The sequence below is a fragment of the Catenulispora pinisilvae genome (genome assembly GCF_015356865.1).
Taxonomy (GTDB): domain Bacteria; phylum Actinomycetota; class Actinomycetes; order Streptomycetales; family Catenulisporaceae; genus Catenulispora; species Catenulispora pinisilvae.
The window spans coordinates 1-15,356 of record NZ_JAAFZA010000241.1 but is presented as its reverse complement, the minus strand read 5'-3'; the positions used below and the strand labels follow the sequence as shown (position 1 = coordinate 15,356).

At 71.7% G+C, this 15,356-nt stretch carries 16 protein-coding genes; 6 read left to right on the top strand and 10 right to left on the bottom strand.

Annotated features, from left to right (window positions below):
- Positions 1-34 precede the first annotated feature (34 nt).
- Positions 35-403, top strand: a complete 369-nt coding sequence (locus IZR01_RS40455) for an EamA family transporter (protein ID WP_438939715.1) — start codon at positions 35-37, stop codon at positions 401-403.
- 10 nt (positions 404-413) lie between these two features.
- Here IZR01_RS40455 and IZR01_RS40450 read toward each other — a convergent pair whose 3' ends face one another.
- Both IZR01_RS40450 and IZR01_RS53785 read right to left on the bottom strand, forming a co-directional pair.
- Positions 414-935 (bottom strand): hypothetical protein, encoded by a 522-nt coding sequence (locus IZR01_RS40450; protein WP_194898024.1) that lies wholly within the window; start codon positions 933-935, stop codon positions 414-416.
- Positions 932-1,789, bottom strand: coding sequence for a thioredoxin family protein (locus IZR01_RS53785; RefSeq protein WP_194926935.1), 858 nt, complete (start codon positions 1,787-1,789; stop codon positions 932-934). Before IZR01_RS53785 ends, IZR01_RS40450 begins: the two co-directional genes overlap by 4 nt.
- Positions 1,790-1,965: 176 nt before the next feature.
- On the opposite strand from IZR01_RS53785, the gene IZR01_RS40440 reads away from it, so the two are divergent.
- On the top strand, positions 1,966-2,832 hold the full coding sequence (locus IZR01_RS40440) for an Fpg/Nei family DNA glycosylase (RefSeq protein ID WP_194926934.1): 867 nt from the start codon (positions 1,966-1,968) through the stop codon (positions 2,830-2,832).
- Between the two features lie 31 nt (positions 2,833-2,863).
- Here IZR01_RS40440 and IZR01_RS40435 read toward each other — a convergent pair whose 3' ends face one another.
- Positions 2,864-3,862: a hypothetical protein gene (locus tag IZR01_RS40435; protein WP_194926933.1), complete on the bottom strand. Its 999-nt coding sequence runs from the start codon at positions 3,860-3,862 to the stop codon at positions 2,864-2,866.
- Positions 3,863-3,885: 23 nt separating this feature from the next.
- Positions 3,886-4,365: a GNAT family N-acetyltransferase gene (locus tag IZR01_RS40430; protein ID WP_194898028.1), complete on the bottom strand. Its 480-nt coding sequence runs from the start codon at positions 4,363-4,365 to the stop codon at positions 3,886-3,888.
- 126 nt (positions 4,366-4,491) lie between these two features.
- Here IZR01_RS40430 and IZR01_RS40425 point away from each other — a divergent pair, with 126 nt between their 5' ends.
- The 4 genes from IZR01_RS40425 to IZR01_RS40410 are packed head-to-tail and all read left to right on the top strand — an operon-like array spanning position 4,492 to position 8,339.
- Positions 4,492-5,580, top strand: a complete 1,089-nt coding sequence (locus IZR01_RS40425) for an alpha-hydroxy acid oxidase (RefSeq protein WP_194926932.1) — start codon at positions 4,492-4,494, stop codon at positions 5,578-5,580.
- On the top strand, positions 5,577-6,248 hold the full coding sequence (locus IZR01_RS40420; protein ID WP_194926931.1) for a 4'-phosphopantetheinyl transferase family protein: 672 nt from the start codon (positions 5,577-5,579) through the stop codon (positions 6,246-6,248). Before IZR01_RS40425 ends, IZR01_RS40420 begins: the two co-directional genes overlap by 4 nt.
- 55 nt (positions 6,249-6,303) lie before the next feature.
- Positions 6,304-6,921, top strand: coding sequence for a winged helix-turn-helix domain-containing protein (locus tag IZR01_RS40415; protein ID WP_194926930.1), 618 nt, complete (start codon positions 6,304-6,306; stop codon positions 6,919-6,921).
- Positions 6,918-8,339, top strand: a complete 1,422-nt coding sequence (locus IZR01_RS40410; protein WP_228561141.1) for an MFS transporter — start codon at positions 6,918-6,920, stop codon at positions 8,337-8,339. The genes IZR01_RS40415 and IZR01_RS40410 overlap by 4 nt, the downstream gene beginning before the upstream one ends.
- Positions 8,340-8,384: 45 nt before the next feature.
- Here the strand turns inward: IZR01_RS40410 and IZR01_RS40405 are convergent, their stop codons facing one another.
- The 6 genes from IZR01_RS40405 to IZR01_RS40380 are packed head-to-tail and all read right to left on the bottom strand — an operon-like array spanning position 8,385 to position 15,319.
- Entirely contained in the window at positions 8,385-9,254 is an 870-nt protein-coding gene (locus IZR01_RS40405; protein WP_194898032.1) for an inositol monophosphatase family protein, read from the bottom strand.
- A gap of 42 nt (positions 9,255-9,296) precedes the next feature.
- A complete protein-coding gene (locus IZR01_RS40400) occupies positions 9,297-10,241 on the bottom strand; it encodes an ATP-binding cassette domain-containing protein (protein ID WP_228561140.1) in 945 nt (314 codons plus the stop codon).
- Positions 10,238-11,368, bottom strand: coding sequence for an ABC transporter permease (locus tag IZR01_RS40395; protein WP_194926929.1), 1,131 nt, complete (start codon positions 11,366-11,368; stop codon positions 10,238-10,240). Before IZR01_RS40395 ends, IZR01_RS40400 begins: the two co-directional genes overlap by 4 nt.
- On the bottom strand, positions 11,368-12,441 hold the full coding sequence (locus tag IZR01_RS40390; protein ID WP_194899866.1) for a substrate-binding domain-containing protein: 1,074 nt from the start codon (positions 12,439-12,441) through the stop codon (positions 11,368-11,370). The genes IZR01_RS40395 and IZR01_RS40390 overlap by 1 nt, the downstream gene beginning before the upstream one ends.
- A gap of 24 nt (positions 12,442-12,465) precedes the next feature.
- On the bottom strand, positions 12,466-14,361 hold the full coding sequence (iolD, locus tag IZR01_RS40385; RefSeq protein ID WP_194926928.1) for a 3D-(3,5/4)-trihydroxycyclohexane-1,2-dione acylhydrolase (decyclizing): 1,896 nt from the start codon (positions 14,359-14,361) through the stop codon (positions 12,466-12,468).
- Positions 14,362-14,419: 58 nt separating this feature from the next.
- Entirely contained in the window at positions 14,420-15,319 is a 900-nt protein-coding gene (locus tag IZR01_RS40380) for a Cgl0159 family (beta/alpha)8-fold protein (protein WP_194926927.1), read from the bottom strand.
- Positions 15,320-15,356: the final 37 nt, after the last annotated feature.

Below are 15,356 nucleotides of genomic sequence, written 5' to 3'. Positions count from 1 at the left end.
GGGCTGTGTATAAGAGACAGCACTGAGCCTGACGGTGATCCAGACCTACGTCGGCACCGCGCTGTTCGCCCTCCCGGCCGCCGCCGAGCTGCCGAAGCTGGCCCACGCCGGGGCGAGTGCGTGGGCTGAGATGGTGTATCTGGCGGTGTTCTGCAGCGTGTTCGCGTTCGTGGCCCAGACCTGGGCCGTGCGCCGCACCTCGGCCAGCCGCGCCAGCCTGCTGCTCGGCACCGAGCCGATCTGGGCCGTCGCGGCGGGTGTGGCGCTGGGCGGTGAGCATCTGGCGGCGCCGGCCGTCGTCGGAGCCGCACTGATGCTGGCCGGCACATATTGGGGGCAGGCCATCGAGCGCGCACACCGGACCCGGCGGCTTGCCGCGCTGCCAGAGCTCACCCCCGCATAGCTGCCCGAACTCACCCCCGCATAGCCGACAGCGTGGACGACGTCAGGTCCACCGGGTGCCCGGTCACCGGCATCAGGCACTCCTGCGGGCTGCACGCGGCGTAGCTGACCAGCACCTTCGCGGTGCCCTGCGAGTCGACGTCCACCGGCAGCTCGGTGGTGACCGCGCCGTCCGGGTACACCGGGAACGCCACATCAGTGCCCTGCATCGGCAGCATCCGCACCGGCGCCTCGGCGGTCAGCGGCCCCCGGCTGCGCAGCGCTCCGGCCACCTCCACGCGGGTGGGGCGGCCCAGGCCCTGGATGCCGTCGGCGGGCAGGCCGACGCTGTAGAGGTGGAAGCCGGGGCGCTGCGGGGTGAAGGTGGTCAGCAGGTGCTTGCCGTCGTCCGACAGGTGCATCGCGACCGTGACGCCCTGCTCGCTGAAGCCGACGTCGCGGGCGTGCGGGTGCACGGTGAGCGCGAAGCCGAGCGCGGTGAGGACCGGGACGCCGGAGATGGCCGCGAGGGTCAGGACCGTGGAGGACTTCACCGCGGGGCCCACTGGCTGAGCCAGGCGGCCAGGGCCGCTTCCTCGTACTTCGGCTGGCCGGTCAGGGCGGAGTTGGCCCGCACGGTGCCGTCGGGGTTGAGGACCACGAGCATCGGCATGCCGAAGGTGCCCGCGGCGGCGAACTCGTCGGCCAGCGCCATGTGCTGGGAGTCGGCGCTGCCCAGGTCGACCTGCACCACGTGGTAGGACTGCGCCAGCACCGCCTGCACCTTCGGCGTGTGCATGGCCTTGTCCAGCGCCCGGCACGCGGTGCACCAGTTGGCGCCGAAGTCGAGCAGCACGCCCTTGCCGTCGGCGTGCGCGGCGGCCACCGCGTTCATGATCTGCGCGGAGGCGGCCGCGTTCGGGTCGTAGCCGATGTTCGCCTCCGGGGCCTGCCGCTCCTGCGCGGGCGGCGGGGGCGCCGGGCGTGCGGAGGCGGGGACGAGCGCCGGGGCGGCCTCCCCGGCCGGGAGCATGGCGCCGATCGCGCCGTTTGCACCGGGAGCGTGGTGGTGCGCGGAGTGCGGGGCCACGTCGGTGGTGCCGGACGGGATGAGGACCGGGACGGGCGCGACGACGGCCCCGGCGGGCTCGTGGCGCGCGCCCTGGCCGGGACCCGACTGCCCCGGCACCGCGCCGGAGGCCGCGGGCACGGCGGGCTCGGCGGGCACGGCCGGGGCGGCGTGCCCGGTGGGATCCGACGCCGCGGCCGGAGCGGCGGCCAGCGGCGCGCCCTGCGCGTGATCCGCGTGCGACGCGGCCCGCGCACTGAGCGGCTGCGCCGCACCGGCGGGCTCCCGAGGCCGGTCCTGGGCCGAACAGGCGGCCAGCCCTAAGGCTGCGGACGCCACAGCGACCATTGACACGCACTTGCGCACGACTGCTCCCGTTTTCAATAGTGGATGGCCGGAATCTAGCCAATCGCGGTGGCTGAAACGGTGACCTGCCCGCGTGGCGCGCGCTTTTTCACCCGCGGGACGCTCCGCCTCGCCGCGCACAGCCCGCCGACAACGGGCAGACTGCTCTCATGCCCGAACTGCCTGAGGTCCAGGCGCTGGCCGCGTTCCTGGACGAGCATCTGACCGGACACGCCGTGGCGGCTGCGACGCCCGTCGCCATCCAGGCCCTGAAGACCTACGACCCGCCGCTGTCGGCACTGGAGGGCCAGGTCGTCAGCGGGGTGGGGCGGCATGGGAAGTTCCTCGACTTCAGCGTCGGCGACATCCACCTGGTGCTGCACCTGGCCCGGGCCGGATGGGTGCGCTGGCAGGAGGAGCTTCCGACCACCCCGCCGCGCCCGGGCAAGGGCCCGCTGGCGCTGCGCGTGCGCATGGCCGAACCGGCCGGGAGCGGGATCGACGTGACCGAGTACGGGACGAAGAAGGGGCTGGCCGTCTACGTGGTCCGGGACCCGGCCGAGGTCCCCGGCATCGCCCGGCTCGGCATCGACCCGCTCTCCGCGCAGTTCACCCTGGAGACCTTCACCGACCTGCTGAAGGACGAGCGCCGCCAGATCAAGGGCGTCCTACGCGACCAGAGCGTGCTGGCCGGCATCGGCAACGCCTACAGCGACGAGATCCTGCACGCCGCCCGCATGTCCCCCTTCAAACTGGCGGCCAAGCTGACCCCCGAAGAGGTCGCCGACCTCTACCAGAAGACCCTCAGCACCCTCGGCGACGCCGTCGAGCGCTCCCGCGGCCTGCCGATGAAGGACCTGAAGTCGGAGAAGAAGTCCGGCCTGCGCGTCCACGCCCGCACCGGCGAGAAGTGCCCGGTCTGCGGCGACACCATCCGCGAGGTCTCCTTCGCCGACTCGTCGTTGCAGTACTGCCCGACGTGCCAGACCGGCGGCAAACCGCTGGCCGACCGGCGGATGTCGAAGTTGTTGAAGTAGCGGCTTCAGGCGTGGCAGCGGAAGCGGCTGATCACGAACGGCCGCTGCCGCTGCCGCTACCGCCGCTCCGCACCGTCAAGTACGCGCACCGCATATGGATCGCCTTATCCAGCTCGGCCAGCGTCCGGTCGAAGAACTCGCGGCGGTAGACCGTGTCCGTCAGCGCGGTGATGGCGAAGTACAAGGCGCTCAGGCCCGCGAGCAGTACCGAGACGTGCAGCAGCTCGCTGCTGACGCCGGGCACCTGCACTCCCAGCAGCCGCGCGTCGGCGGGCACGTGGCCGAACCAGTCCTTCAGTACCGGCGGGCGGATCGCGATGGCGCCGAAGACCACGTAGAAGAAGAACACCATCCAGCTGAGCAGGCTGATCTGGATGGTCTGGGTGAGCAGCAGGTACAGGAACATGTTGCGGCGCTGCCCGAGCCCCAGGGCCGGATCGGTGGTCAGCTCGCCCTCGGCGTCGGCGAGCGGGGCCAGCGGGGTCGCGGCGCAGCTGGCGCGTATCCGTTCCGGGGTGCACGCCTTGGGCAGTGTGCCGAACTCATCCGGCAGCCGGGCCACCAGGAACGCCTGGATCAGCAAGATGAAGAAGGCCGCCGTCACCCACAGCCAGCCGGAGGCCAGGGCCGCCGCGATCTGCCAGAAGTCCCGGGTGAAGAAGATGACCATGCCGAACAGCGCCAGCAGCGGCAGCGCCCGCACCGCCAGGTGCCCGACCTCGCGGATCTCGGCGAACACCCGCCGCACGCTCCAGAAGCCGAGCATGGCCGCGAGCCGCAGCAGCCTGATGAAGGCGGCGAACGGTCGCAGGAAGGCGGGCAGGCCGGACACGTAGTAGGGGTTCTCGGCGAAGTGCGGCACCCCGTGCCGGACGAACCACCGCTCGGCGGCGGCCAGCGCCTCCTCGGCGGAGGAGCCGGTGTCGCCTATATCGCCAGTACCGCCGGTGTCGTCGGTGTCACCTGCATCGCCGGCCTCGACCGAGGAGCCGGGGCCGCCGGAGAGGTCCCCGGAGTCCGTATTCGTCATCAGTATTCGACTATAAACAGGTCTCAGTCCAGCCGGAACATCGCCTCCTCGATCTCCTCTCCCCGTGCCTCGGCGAACCCCCGCTCTTTGCCGACGCGCCGGAACCCGTTCTTCTCCAGCACCCGGATCGACCCGGCGTTGTCGTGCGCCGCCGAGGCGAACACCGGGCGGGTCGGCACCTGCTCCAGTACCGCCGCCAACGCCGCGGCGGCCAGCCCGCGGCCCCAGCAGTCGCGCCGGATCCAGTACGTCACGTGGGTCTCGTCCCCGGCCTCCCCGAGCGGGAAGGCCGCCGCGCTGCCCACGACCTCGCCGTCGAGCTCGACCACGACCCGCACCAGCCGGTCGTCGGCCAGCAGCCGGCGGTGCTTGGCCAGGTAGGCCTCGCGGTCGTTGGCGGTACTGGTGAAGGCCGCCATCACCTGCCCGTCGGCGTCGCACTGGATCTCGAACAACGCCGGCAGGTCGCTTTCGCGCATCTCGCGCAGGACGGTTCCGCTCATGGAATAGAGACTATTGCGACCTACTGACAACAAATCGCTGCCGCCGTCGCTGCCCCTGGTCACGGCGTTCGCACCGGGCGCCGCGGGAGCGCGTTTGGAGCGGTGCGGCTCGGAAACGTGAACTCCATGGGGACCCAAAACGCTCCACTGCGCCTGACCGACTATCGCGACCTCGCAGCCGGTCACGTCACCCGCCCCGTGTGGGACTTCGTCGACGGCGGTTCCGGCGACGAGCGCACCCTGGCCGCCAACACCGCCGCCTACGACCACCGTCGCCTGCGCCCCCGCATCCTCACCGACGTCGACAAGATCGACACCCGCACCGCCCTGTTCGGCACGCCCCTGGCCACCCCGATCGGCCTGGCGCCGGTCGCCTACCACCGCCTGCTGCACCCCGAGGGCGAGGTCGCCACCGTGCGCGGCGCCAGCGCGGCCGGAGCGCTGACGGTCGTCGGCATCTTCGCCAGCCGCACCCTGGAGGACATCGCGCAGGCGGCCGGCGGGCCGTTGTGGCTCCAGCTGTACTGGCTGCGCCAGCGCGCCGTTCTGGAGCAGCTGATCGACCGCGCCGAAGCCGCCGGATACGAGGCGTTCGTCGTGACGCTGGACGCCAAGCGCATCGGGCAGCGGCTGCGCGACATGCGCAACGGCTTCACGCTGCCCGAGGGCGTCGCGGCCGTGAACGTCGACCCGGCGGTGATGGCCGAGGCGCACCAGGCCGCGGACGGCGACTCAGCGATCGCCGCGCACGCCGAGACCTCCTTCGACCGGGCACTGACCTGGGACGACCTGGCCTGGCTGCGCGGGCGCACCAGCAAACCGATCCTGCTCAAGGGCGTGCTGACCGCCGAGGACGCGCGGCTGGCCGCCGAGCACGGCGTGGACGGCATCGTGGTCTCCAACCACGGCGGCCGCCAACTCGACAACGCGGTGCCGACCATCGACGCCCTCGAAGAATGCGTCCAGGCCGTGGCCGGGACCATGCCGGTCCTCATCGACGGCGGCATCCGCCGCGGCACCGACGTCTTCACCGCCCTGGCCCTGGGCGCCAGCGCGGTCCTGATCGGCCGGCCGTTCCTGTGGGGGCTGGCCGCCGCCGGGGCCGACGGCGTCGCCGACGTCCTGCGCCTGGCCGCCTCAGAGCTCGAACACACCATGACCCTGATGGGCACCCCGACCCTGGCCGACATCGACCGCACGGCGGTGCGCCCATGACCGATCGGATCCGCGTCTGGGTGATCCGCACGGACACCACCCCGGAAGCCGCCGAGGGCTACGAGAGCCTGCTCGACGAACGCGAGAGGGCGCACGCCGCCGACTTCCTCCAGGAGCGCGACCGGCACCGCTACCTGGTCGCGCACGGCGCGCGCCGCGTGATCCTGGGCCGCGAACTGGACCTGGAGCCGCAGGCCCTGACCTTCACGGTGGACGCCAACGGCAAGCCCGAACTGGCCGGCGGGGTCCCGCACATCAGCCTGGCCTACGACGGCACGCTGGCGTTGCTGGCGGTCGCGACCAGGCGCACGGTCGGCGTGGACGTCCGGCGGCTCGCCGAGAGCCTGGACCCGGTGGACATGTCCGAGCGCTACTTCCTGCCGTTCGAGGCCCGTTACGTCGCCGGCGGCCACGACCTGCTGGAGCAGACCGACCGCTACGCGCGGCTGTGGACCCGCAAGGAGGCGGCGGCGAAAGTGGCCGGCGGCGTGGGGTGGGCGAACACGAAGGCCGCGGTGTTGCAGCGGGACCTGGTGGCGTGCGTGGAGCCGGCCGGGCACCACCGGCACCGGGTGCTGCCGGTGGCGGTGCCCAGCGGCTACCGGGCCGCGGTCGCTTTGTTCGGAGAAGCCCCGTTTCGGCTGGAGGTGATGGCCTTCGAGGCATAAGTTGACCTGCGGCGAAGCCTTGTAAAGGTTTCTTTAGAAAGCTATCTTTAGATGCATGACCAGCACAGAGCACGATGACGTCCTGCATCTGACGGATCCGCAGGCCATCCGGGCCTACGCGCACCGCACCCGGATGGCGCTGGTCGGGATGCTGCGCACCGAGGGGCCGCTGACCGCCACCCGCGCCGCCGAGCTGACCGGCGAGTCGGTGGCCAGCTGTAGCTACCACCTGCGCATGCTCGCGAAGTACGGCGTGGTCGAGGAGGTGCCCGGGCCCGGGCGGCAGAAGCCGTGGCGGGCCACGGCGCAGTACACGGACATCTCGCGGGCCTCGGGGGACCCGGCGGTCGACGCGGCGGCGACCGAGCTGCGCACGCTGCTGGCCCAGCACTACTTCGAGTTGGTGATCAACGCCGAACGGACCTGGGACCGGCTGCCGCCGGAGTGGCAGGCAGCCGAGGCCTTCGGCGACGAACTGCTGTACCTGACGCCGAGCGAGCTGACGGAGCTGGGGGACGGTATCGACGAGCTGCTGCGCCGGTTCGCGGATCGCAACAAGCGGCCCGAGCTGCGGCCCGCGGGCGCGGAGTTGGTGCAGGTGCTGCGGATCGCTTTCCGGAAGGATCGGGGTACGACCTCGCCCGGCGACGCAGGTAGCGGCGAGCCCGCATGAGCGCCGAAACCGACGCTCCTATATCGGGCCCCGCCCCGACCAGGGGGACTAACCACCCTTCGCTCGATTGTCCCAAACCGTCAACCGCCGAACGCAGGCCTCGGGCCCAAAGTCCGCTCGATCGGACCAGCCGCACCGCCGGCCGAAAGCGCGTCCCGGCCGCCCTGCGCGACCGCGTCCCCGCCGCCGTCCGCAAACGCGTCCCCGCGATCCTGCACCGCCGCGACTTCCGCCGCTTCTGGGTCGGCCAAAGCGTCTCGCTGATCGGCGACGAGGTGCACCGCATCGCCATGCCGCTGGCCGCCGTCAAGCTCTTCCATGCCGGTCCCACCGCGATGTCGTGGCTCACCGCGGCGCCGATGATCCCGGCGCTGCTGTTGTCGATCCCGGCCGGGATCTGGGTGGATCGGCGGCGCAGTCGGCGGCGGATCATGCTGGCCGCCGACCTCGGGCGGTTCCTGGCCGTGCTGTCGGTGCCGGTCGCCTACGCCTTCGGCGTGCTGACGCTGACCCAGCTGATCGTCGCCGAGCTCGTGGTGGGGACGCTGGCGGTGCTGTTCAGCATCTCCGACAACACCCTGTTCGCCGCCATGGTCCCCAAGCAGGACCTCATGGAGGCCTCCTCGCTCAACAACGGCAGCCGCGCCTTCGCGTCGGTCTCCGGCCCCAGCATCGGCGGCCTGGCCGTGCAGTTCCTGACCGCACCCTTCGCGCTGGTCGCCGACGCCGCCAGTTACATAGCCTCGGCCGTGTCGCTGAGCCGCATATCGCCGGTCGAGCCCGAACCCGCGCCGCGCACCAAAAGCAACTATCTCGTCGGCCTGCAATGGATCGCCCGGACGCCGGGGATCAGGGCCCTGTCCGCCGCCGTGGCGACCGTCAACTTCTTCGACTTCATCTTCCAGGCCCTGTTCATCCTCTACGTCACCGACTACCTGCACCTCAACGCCGGCCTGCTCGGCGTGGTCCTGGGCGCGGGGGCGATCGGCGGGCTGGTCGGCGCCGCGCTGACCCGGCGAGTCGTGGCCCGGATCGGCATCGGCACGGCGATGACCGTGGGCTTCCTCGGCTTCGCCGCCCCGCACGTCCTGGTGGTGCTGGCCGGCGGCCCGAAGCTCCTGGTGATCCTGACTTTGTTCGCGTACGAATTCCTGTCCGGCCTCGGCGTGATGGTCCTGGACGTCACCGCCAACGCCTACCTCACCGCGGTCATGCCGGACGACATCCGCTCGCGTATCTCCGGCGTCCTACAGACCATCAACTACGGCATCCGCCCGCTCGGCGCGCTCAGCGGCGGCGTGCTGGCCGTCGCCGTCGGGATGCGCGGCTCGCTGTGGATCTCCACGATCGGCGCGTCTTGCAGCGTCCTGTTCCTCCTGCCCTCGCCACTGCGCAAACTGCGCGAGCTACCCGGCTGAGGCCGCCTGAGCCGACGCGGACGGCGTCCCCGACGACGACGCCGACTACGTCCCTGAACCCGCCGCAGCCGGCGTCGGTGTGGCGAATGCCGGCTGCGGCGGCCGGACTGGGAACCCGGCCGCCGCCCGCGCTTCGACGAACGACTCGATCAGCGCCGGATGCACTGGGCCGTTGGAGGCCACTAGATCCGCGTCCCCGGGATGCCACTCGAGTCCGGCGTAGGTCGTGGCCTTCCCGCCGGCCTCGCGCACCAGGAGCACCCCGGCGGCCCAGTCCCACGGGCCGCAGCGCTGCTCCCAGTAGCAGTCCAGCCGGCCGGAGGCGACCCAGGCCAGGTCGATCGCCGCGCTGCCGGTGCGCCGCACGTCCCGGGACTGCCGGAACACCGAGGAGAACTCGGCCAGGTTGTCGTCGGGGTCGAAGGACCGGGTCGGCGGGAAGCCGGTGGCCAGCACCGCCCGGTCCAGCCGCCGCACCGGCGAGGCCCGCAGCCGCCGACGCCCCTCATACGCCCCGCGCCCGGCCTCGGCCCAGTACACGCGCCGGCGCGCCACGTCGGCCACCACGCCCAGCGCCAGCCGCTGCCCGTCCCAGAACGCGATCGAGCAGGCGCAGTGCGGGATGCCGCGCACGAAGTTGGTGGTGCCGTCGACCGGGTCGACGAACCAGGTCGGCCGGGCCAGGTCCATCTCGGCCAGGCCGCCGCCCTCCTCGCCGACGATCGCGTGGTCCGGGTGGGTGGCCTTCAGCCAGGACCGGACCAGCCGCTCGACCCGCAGGTCGGTGGCGGTGACCAGGTCCGCGGCCGAGGTCTTGAAACGGAGCCGGCGCGGCTGGGCCGAGCGGCGGATCAAGGTGGCGGCCTCCCGGGCGACGCGGATCGCGCCGAGGGTCGCGGGGCGGGGCAAGGTCATGGCAAGGTCCTTCTATCAACCGTCGTCGTCAGCCACTGTACGTCAACCATCTTCCTCGGGCGCCGCGCGCGGCGCTTCTGCCGGTGCCGCGTGCACCGCTTCACTCGGCGCCGCAGTTGCCTGCTCCTCCGGCGCCACGGCAGGGTCCGGCGCCAGCTCTTCAAGCCCCGGAATCCGTTCCAACTCGTGGCTGAGCGCGTCCAGTTCCGCTCCTCCCGACATGAGCCGCACCAGGTCCTCCCGGCCGATCTCGTCCTTGGCCCAGTCCCCGAGCAGCCGGCCCCGGTTCAGCACCACGAACCGGTCCCCCACCGGGTACGCGTGGTGGGGGTTGTGGGTGATGAACACGACGCCCAGCCCGCGTTCCCGGGCCTGCGCGACCCGGCGCAGCACCACCCCGGCCTGCTTCACGCCGAGCGCCGACGTCGGCTCGTCCAGAATCAGGACCCTGGCCCCGAAGTGCACGGCGCGGGCGATCGCCACCGACTGCCGCTCCCCGCCGGAAAGCGTGCCGACCGGCTGGTCCGGGTCGCGCAGGTCGATGCCCATCGCCGCCAGGCCCTCGCGGGTACGCCGGCGGGCGGCCTCGACGTCGAACCGCCGCCACGGCCCCCAGCCCTTGGTCGGCTCCGACCCCAGGAAGAAGTTCCGCCAGATCGCCATCAGCGGCACCATCGCCAGGTCCTGGAACACGGTCGCGATGCCGGCGGACAGGGCGTCGCGCGGACTGTGGAACTTCACGGCCGCGCCGTCCACCCGCACCTCGCCCTCGTCCGGCGTGAACACCCCGGAAAGGATCTTGATGAGTGTGGACTTGCCGGCCCCGTTGTCGCCGAGCACGCACGTCACCTGGCCGGGGTGCACCGAAAGCGACACCCCGGACAAGGCCCGGACGCTCCCGAAGTACTTGCCGACCCCGTCGGCCTCCAGCAGCGCCGGGGCCGCGGCGCCGGGCGCCGCCATCGGTGCGTCGTCGGTCGTCGTCATCGGCGCGCCCTCATCGCTCGCTGGTAGGTCAGGGTATTGACGGCCACGGCCAGGAACAGGATCGCGCCGAGGAAGGTGAAGTCCCAGGAGCTGTCCCAGCCGGAGTAGATGACGCCCTGCAACGCCATCCCGATGATGCAGGCCCCCAGCGCGGCACCGAGCGCCGAGCCGTGCCCGCCGGTGAGCAGACAGCCGCCGACCACCGCGGCGATGATGTAGTAGAACTCGTAGCCGACGCCCTGTTCGGAGACCGCGGTGTTGGTCTGGAGGAACGAGATGACGCCGACCAGCGCGGCGGCGGTCGAGGTCGTCATGAACAGCAGGATCTTGGTACGCCGCACCGGGACCCCGACCTTGCGTGCGGCGTCGGCGTCGCCGCCGACCGCGAACACCCAGTTCCCGAACCGGGTCCGGGCCAGCACCCAGACCGCGACGACCGTGACGCCGGCGAACCACAGGATCCCGGTCTGGTAGCCGACCGGCAGCCCCGAGCTGTGGGCGAAGGAGCCGCCGAAGACGTCCTTGGCGCTCTTGAGCCCGGGATGGTCGGTGCCGGTCAGGCCGATGCTGGTGCTTCCGTGGTTCACCTTCAGCACCCCGCCGACCGACAGGCCGCGGAAGACGAAGTAGGTGGCCAGCGTGACGATGAAACTCGGCAGGCCCGAGCGGGTCACGACGATCCCGTTCACCGCGCCGACCACCGCCCCGAAAGCGAATGTCACGGCGACCGCGGCCCAGGCGTTCCAGTGCTCGTTCCCGACCAGCAGCGCCATGATGATCGCGCAGAACCCGGTCATGCCGCCGGTGGACAGGTCGAACTCGCCGCCGATCATCAACAGGCCGACCGGCACCGCCATGATCCCGAAGAACGCCGCCTGCTGCGCCCAGGCCTGGAACCCGGTCTGGGTCAGCCACAGGTGCTGCGGGGTGCTGTCGGTGATCGTGAACAGCACGAACACCGCGACCGCGCCCAGCAGCGCGCCCAGCGCCGGGCGGCGCAGAATCCTGGTGAGCGCGCCGGCCTGTCCGCCGCGGCCGTCCCCGGCCCCGGGATCGGCCGCCGGCGGTCCGGCGGGCGGCGGCCCGGCCTCATCGGGCCGGGCCACCGCCGTGTCCGCGCTGGTCATCAGTCGTCCCCGGCCGCGATCGCGGCGGCGACCGACTTGATGTTGGTGCTGTCGACGAGCTTGGGGCCGCTGGCCACGGTGGTGCCGCCGCCGACCGCGTTGCCCTCGTGCTTGTCGTAGAGGTACAGGAACTCCACCGGGAGGTAGCCCTGGAGGTACTGCTGCTGATCCACGGCGAAGTCCAGGGTCGGCGGCGAGGCCTCCAGGTCATTCTGCACGTCGCTGTTCAGGTCGAAGGTGGCGATCTTCACGTTGGCGGGCTTGGCCGTCACCAGCGACTGGCCGATCGCGTTGTTCAGCGTCATCACGGCATTGACACCGGGATGGGACTGCAAGTAGGCGGTGACCTGGCCGACGGCCTGCTGCGGGTTGGAGGCGGCGTTCGGTGTGGACAGGATCAGCTCGGTGCAGGCCGGACCGGAGGCCGGGGCGTTGCCGGTGGAGCACTGCTGTCCGACACCGAGACCCTGGGCGATGCCGTCGCACCGGTCGAGCAGGTTCTGCCCGGACTGGTGGACGACGCAGACCACGTTGCTGGCGCCCTCCTTGGCGAACCGCTGCCCGGCCTGCTTCCCGGCCAGTTGCTCGGGCTGCCCGACGCAGGTGATGGCCTTGGACGCGGCGATGTCGGCGTCGTCGCAGCCGGCGTTGACCAGCACCACCGGGATACCGGCGGCCGCGGCCGAGGCCAGGGTGGAGTTCATGACGCTCGGCGCGTGGTCGGAGACGACGATCCCGTTCACCTTGGCGTTGATCGCGTTCTGGATCTGCGCGTTCTCGGCGTTGTCGTCCGGCTGGGCCTGGCCCTGCTGCTGCGAGCCGTAGGTCTCGGACAGCTTGCAGCCGGTGTCCTTGGCCGCGTCCTTGGCGCCCTTGTAGACGACGCTCCAGAAGTTTCCGTTGTCGCCGTGGGTGATCACGGCGAAGGTGTAGGGACAGGAGCCGCCCCCCGAGGCGGTCTTGGCCGAGCCGGACGAACTCGACGAGCAGCCGGCGATCAGGAGCAGTGTGGCCAGCGCCGCGGTGAGCAGCCGGCCGGTACGCAGAGTCCGAAGACGTGTTCTCGGTGCCATACGTGCCTCCTCCACATCTGTGGTTCACAGGTACGGGCGTTGAGCTTTCTTCGCCTTCTCATACCCCGATCTGGCCGCGATTGTGGATTCCAGTTCTGACACCTGCGCGACCGGCACGTCCCACCAGGCGCCGCCGTCCGGGGCGCCGGCCAACGGGTCGGTGGTGACGTGCACGACCGTGATGCGGTCGGCCTTTTTCGCGCGTGCCAACGCCGCTTCGAACTCCTCCAGATCGGTGGCCCGTTCGACGGCGGCACCGAGGCTCGCGGCGTTGGCGGCCAGATCGACCGGGAGCGCGCCGCCGTCCAAGCGTCCGGAGGCGGCGCGGTAGCGGTAGGCGGTGCCGAAGCGTTGGGAGCCAAGGGATTCCGAGAGCCGGCCGATGGAGGCGTAGCCGCCGTTGTCGACCAGGACCACGATCAGTTTCACGCCTTCGGCGACCGCGGTGACGATCTCCTGGGCCAGCATCAGGTACGAGCCGTCGCCGACCATGACGTAGACCTCGCGCTCGGGCGCGGCCAGCTTCACCCCGAGACCCCCGGCGATCTCGTAGCCCATGCAGGAATAGCCGTACTCGACATGATAGGACTTCGGATCGCCCTTGCACCGCCACAGTTTGTGCAGGTCGCCGGGCATCGAGCCGGCGGCGCAGACCACGACGTCGGCCGGATCGACGGCGTCGTTGACAGCCGCTATCACTTCGATTTGGGAGGGCAGCGGCGCGTTGGCGAAGTGGTAGGCGGCCGCCAGCTTCTGCTCCCATTGCGCGCGAGCGTCGGCGATCTCGGCGCGATAGGCGGTGCTTGTCGTCCAGCCTTCCAGCTCCGCGCTGAGCTCTTCGAGCGCCGCCCGAGCGTCGGCGACCACTGATATGCCCGCGTGCTTGGCGGCGTCGAAGGCGGCGACGTTGATGTTGACGAAGCGCACGCCGGGGTCGGCGAAGACGGTGCGCGAGGCGGTGGTGAAGTCCGACCAGCGGGTGCCGATACCGATGACGAGGTCGGCTCGCGCGGCGATCAGGTTCGCCGCGGACGTGCCGGTCGCGCCGACCGCGCCGAGGGACAGCGGGTCGTCGTGCGGCATCGCGCCTTTGCCCGCTTGGGTTTCGGCGACCGGGACGCCGGTGGCGTGCGCGAACTGCCGGAGCGGGTCAGTGGCCTGTGAATAGGTGACGCCGCCGCCGGCGACGATCAGCGGCCGTTCGGCGCTCGTGATCGCGGCGAGGGCCCGGCGCAGGGCTTCGCGGTCGGCGCGGGGGCGCGGGACGTGCCAGACGCGGTGCGCGAACAGTTCCTCGGGCCAGTCCCATGCCTCGGCCTGCACGTCCTGCGGCAGCGCCAGCGTCACGGCCCCGGTGTCGGCGGGGTCGGTCAGCACCCGCATGGCGGCCAGCAGCGCCGCCGGCAGCTGCTCGGGGCGGTTGACGCGGTCGAAGTAACGGGACACCGGCCGCAGCGTGTCGTTGACGGAGATGTCCATGCTGCGCGGGTCTTCGAGTTCTTGCAGGACCGGGTTGGCGGTCCGGGTCGCGAAGACGTCGCCGGGCAGCAGGAGCACCGGCAGGCGGTTGACCGTGGCCAGCGCCGCGCCGGTGACGAGGTTGGTGGCGCCGGGGCCGACGGAGGTGGTGCAGGCGTAGGTGGACAGCCGGTCGCGCATGCGGGCGAAGGCGGCGGCGGTGTGGACCATCGCCTGCTCGTTGCGGGCCTGCCGGTACGGGAGCAGGGTGGGATCGGCCAGTTCCAGGCCGAGCAGCGCCTCGCCGAGACCGGCGACGTTGCCGTGGCCGAAGATGCCGAACACGCCCTCGATCAGGCGGTGCTCGACGCCGTCGCGCTCGGTGTGCTGCACCGCCAGGAAGCGGACCAGGGCCTGGGCGACGGTGAGCCGGCGGGTGCCGGGGCTGGTCAGGGTACTCATTTCAGGGTGCTCATTCCCGAGCTCATTCCCGCGTTCGCTCCCGAGCTCGTTCCCGCGCTCATTCCCGCACCCCGGACTTCACCAGCGCGGTGGCGGTGTCCACGGCCGCGGCGACGTCCCCGTCCAGCGGGTAAAGCAGGGCTCTGCCGACGACCAGACCGTGCACGCCCTCCAGCGCCAGCGCCTTCTCCCAGGCCGCGTACGTCGCCTCCGGCGCGCCGTCGGGATCGCCGCCGAGCAGCAGGACCGGCAGCGTGGTGGCGGCCAGGACCCGCTCCATGTCCTCGACCACCGGCAGCTTGAGCCAGGTGTAGGCGCTGGTCGAACCCAGACCGCCGGCGATGGCGCAGGCGCGCACGACGGCGGCGGCCGACAGGTCGTTGCGCAGCCGGCCGTTGTCGGCCCGGGCCGCCATGAACGGCTCGATCATCGCCACCAGCCGCCGCGCGGCCAGCTCGGACACGGCCCGCCCGCAGGCTTCCAGCGTCGCGACGGTGTCCGGGTCGCCGAGGTCGATGCGCAGCAGCATCTTGCCGCCGTCCAGACCCGAGGCGGCGATCGCGGCGGCGTCGTAGGCGGTGAAGCGGTCGTCGAGCTCTGAGACGGAACCAGCCAGCCCGCCCCGGTTCATGGAGCCGACGACCACCCGATCGTCCAGCGCCCCGAGCAGCAGCAGATCCTCGACGATGTCGGGCGTGGCCAGCACCCCGTCCACACCGGGCCGCGCCAGGGCCACCACCAGGCGGTCCAACAGCTCCCGCCGATCACCCATCGCCAACGGATCGTCGCGCACGCCCAGCGCCCCCCGCGCCGGATGGTCCGCGGCGATCAGCATCAGCCGCCCGCCGCCGTCCAGCAACGAGCGCCGACGCCGCCGCTGCAAGGCGGCCGCCGCGATCGCCTCCGGCTCGGCGACGCGCAGTCGCCGCAGCCTCCTGAGCTCCCCGACGTCAAGCATGGACGACCTCCACGTGCGGTTCGGGGCGCGGGGGGCG

What these genes read in the sequence shown, in the direction of transcription:
- IZR01_RS40400 (WP_228561140.1), bottom strand. Translation starts at nt 10,241, where the DNA reads ATGACGACGACCGACGACGCACCGATGGCGGCGCCCGGCGCCGCGGCC.
- IZR01_RS40435 (WP_194926933.1), bottom strand. Translation starts at nt 3,862, where the DNA reads ATGACGAATACGGACTCCGGGGACCTCTCCGGCGGCCCCGGCTCCTCG.
- IZR01_RS40425 (WP_194926932.1), top strand. Translation starts at nt 4,492, where the DNA reads ATGGGGACCCAAAACGCTCCACTGCGCCTGACCGACTATCGCGACCTC.
- IZR01_RS40410 (WP_228561141.1), top strand. Translation starts at nt 6,918, where the DNA reads ATGAGCGCCGAAACCGACGCTCCTATATCGGGCCCCGCCCCGACCAGG.
- IZR01_RS40420 (WP_194926931.1), top strand. Translation starts at nt 5,577, where the DNA reads ATGACCGATCGGATCCGCGTCTGGGTGATCCGCACGGACACCACCCCG.
- IZR01_RS40415 (WP_194926930.1), top strand. Translation starts at nt 6,304, where the DNA reads ATGACCAGCACAGAGCACGATGACGTCCTGCATCTGACGGATCCGCAG.
- IZR01_RS40405 (WP_194898032.1), bottom strand. Translation starts at nt 9,254, where the DNA reads ATGACCTTGCCCCGCCCCGCGACCCTCGGCGCGATCCGCGTCGCCCGG.
- IZR01_RS40395 (WP_194926929.1), bottom strand. Translation starts at nt 11,368, where the DNA reads ATGACCAGCGCGGACACGGCGGTGGCCCGGCCCGATGAGGCCGGGCCG.
- IZR01_RS40390 (WP_194899866.1), bottom strand. Translation starts at nt 12,441, where the DNA reads ATGGCACCGAGAACACGTCTTCGGACTCTGCGTACCGGCCGGCTGCTC.
- IZR01_RS40380 (WP_194926927.1), bottom strand. Translation starts at nt 15,319, where the DNA reads ATGCTTGACGTCGGGGAGCTCAGGAGGCTGCGGCGACTGCGCGTCGCC.
- IZR01_RS40440 (WP_194926934.1), top strand. Translation starts at nt 1,966, where the DNA reads ATGCCCGAACTGCCTGAGGTCCAGGCGCTGGCCGCGTTCCTGGACGAG.
- IZR01_RS40430 (WP_194898028.1), bottom strand. Translation starts at nt 4,365, where the DNA reads ATGAGCGGAACCGTCCTGCGCGAGATGCGCGAAAGCGACCTGCCGGCG.
- iolD (WP_194926928.1), bottom strand. Translation starts at nt 14,361, where the DNA reads ATGAGTACCCTGACCAGCCCCGGCACCCGCCGGCTCACCGTCGCCCAG.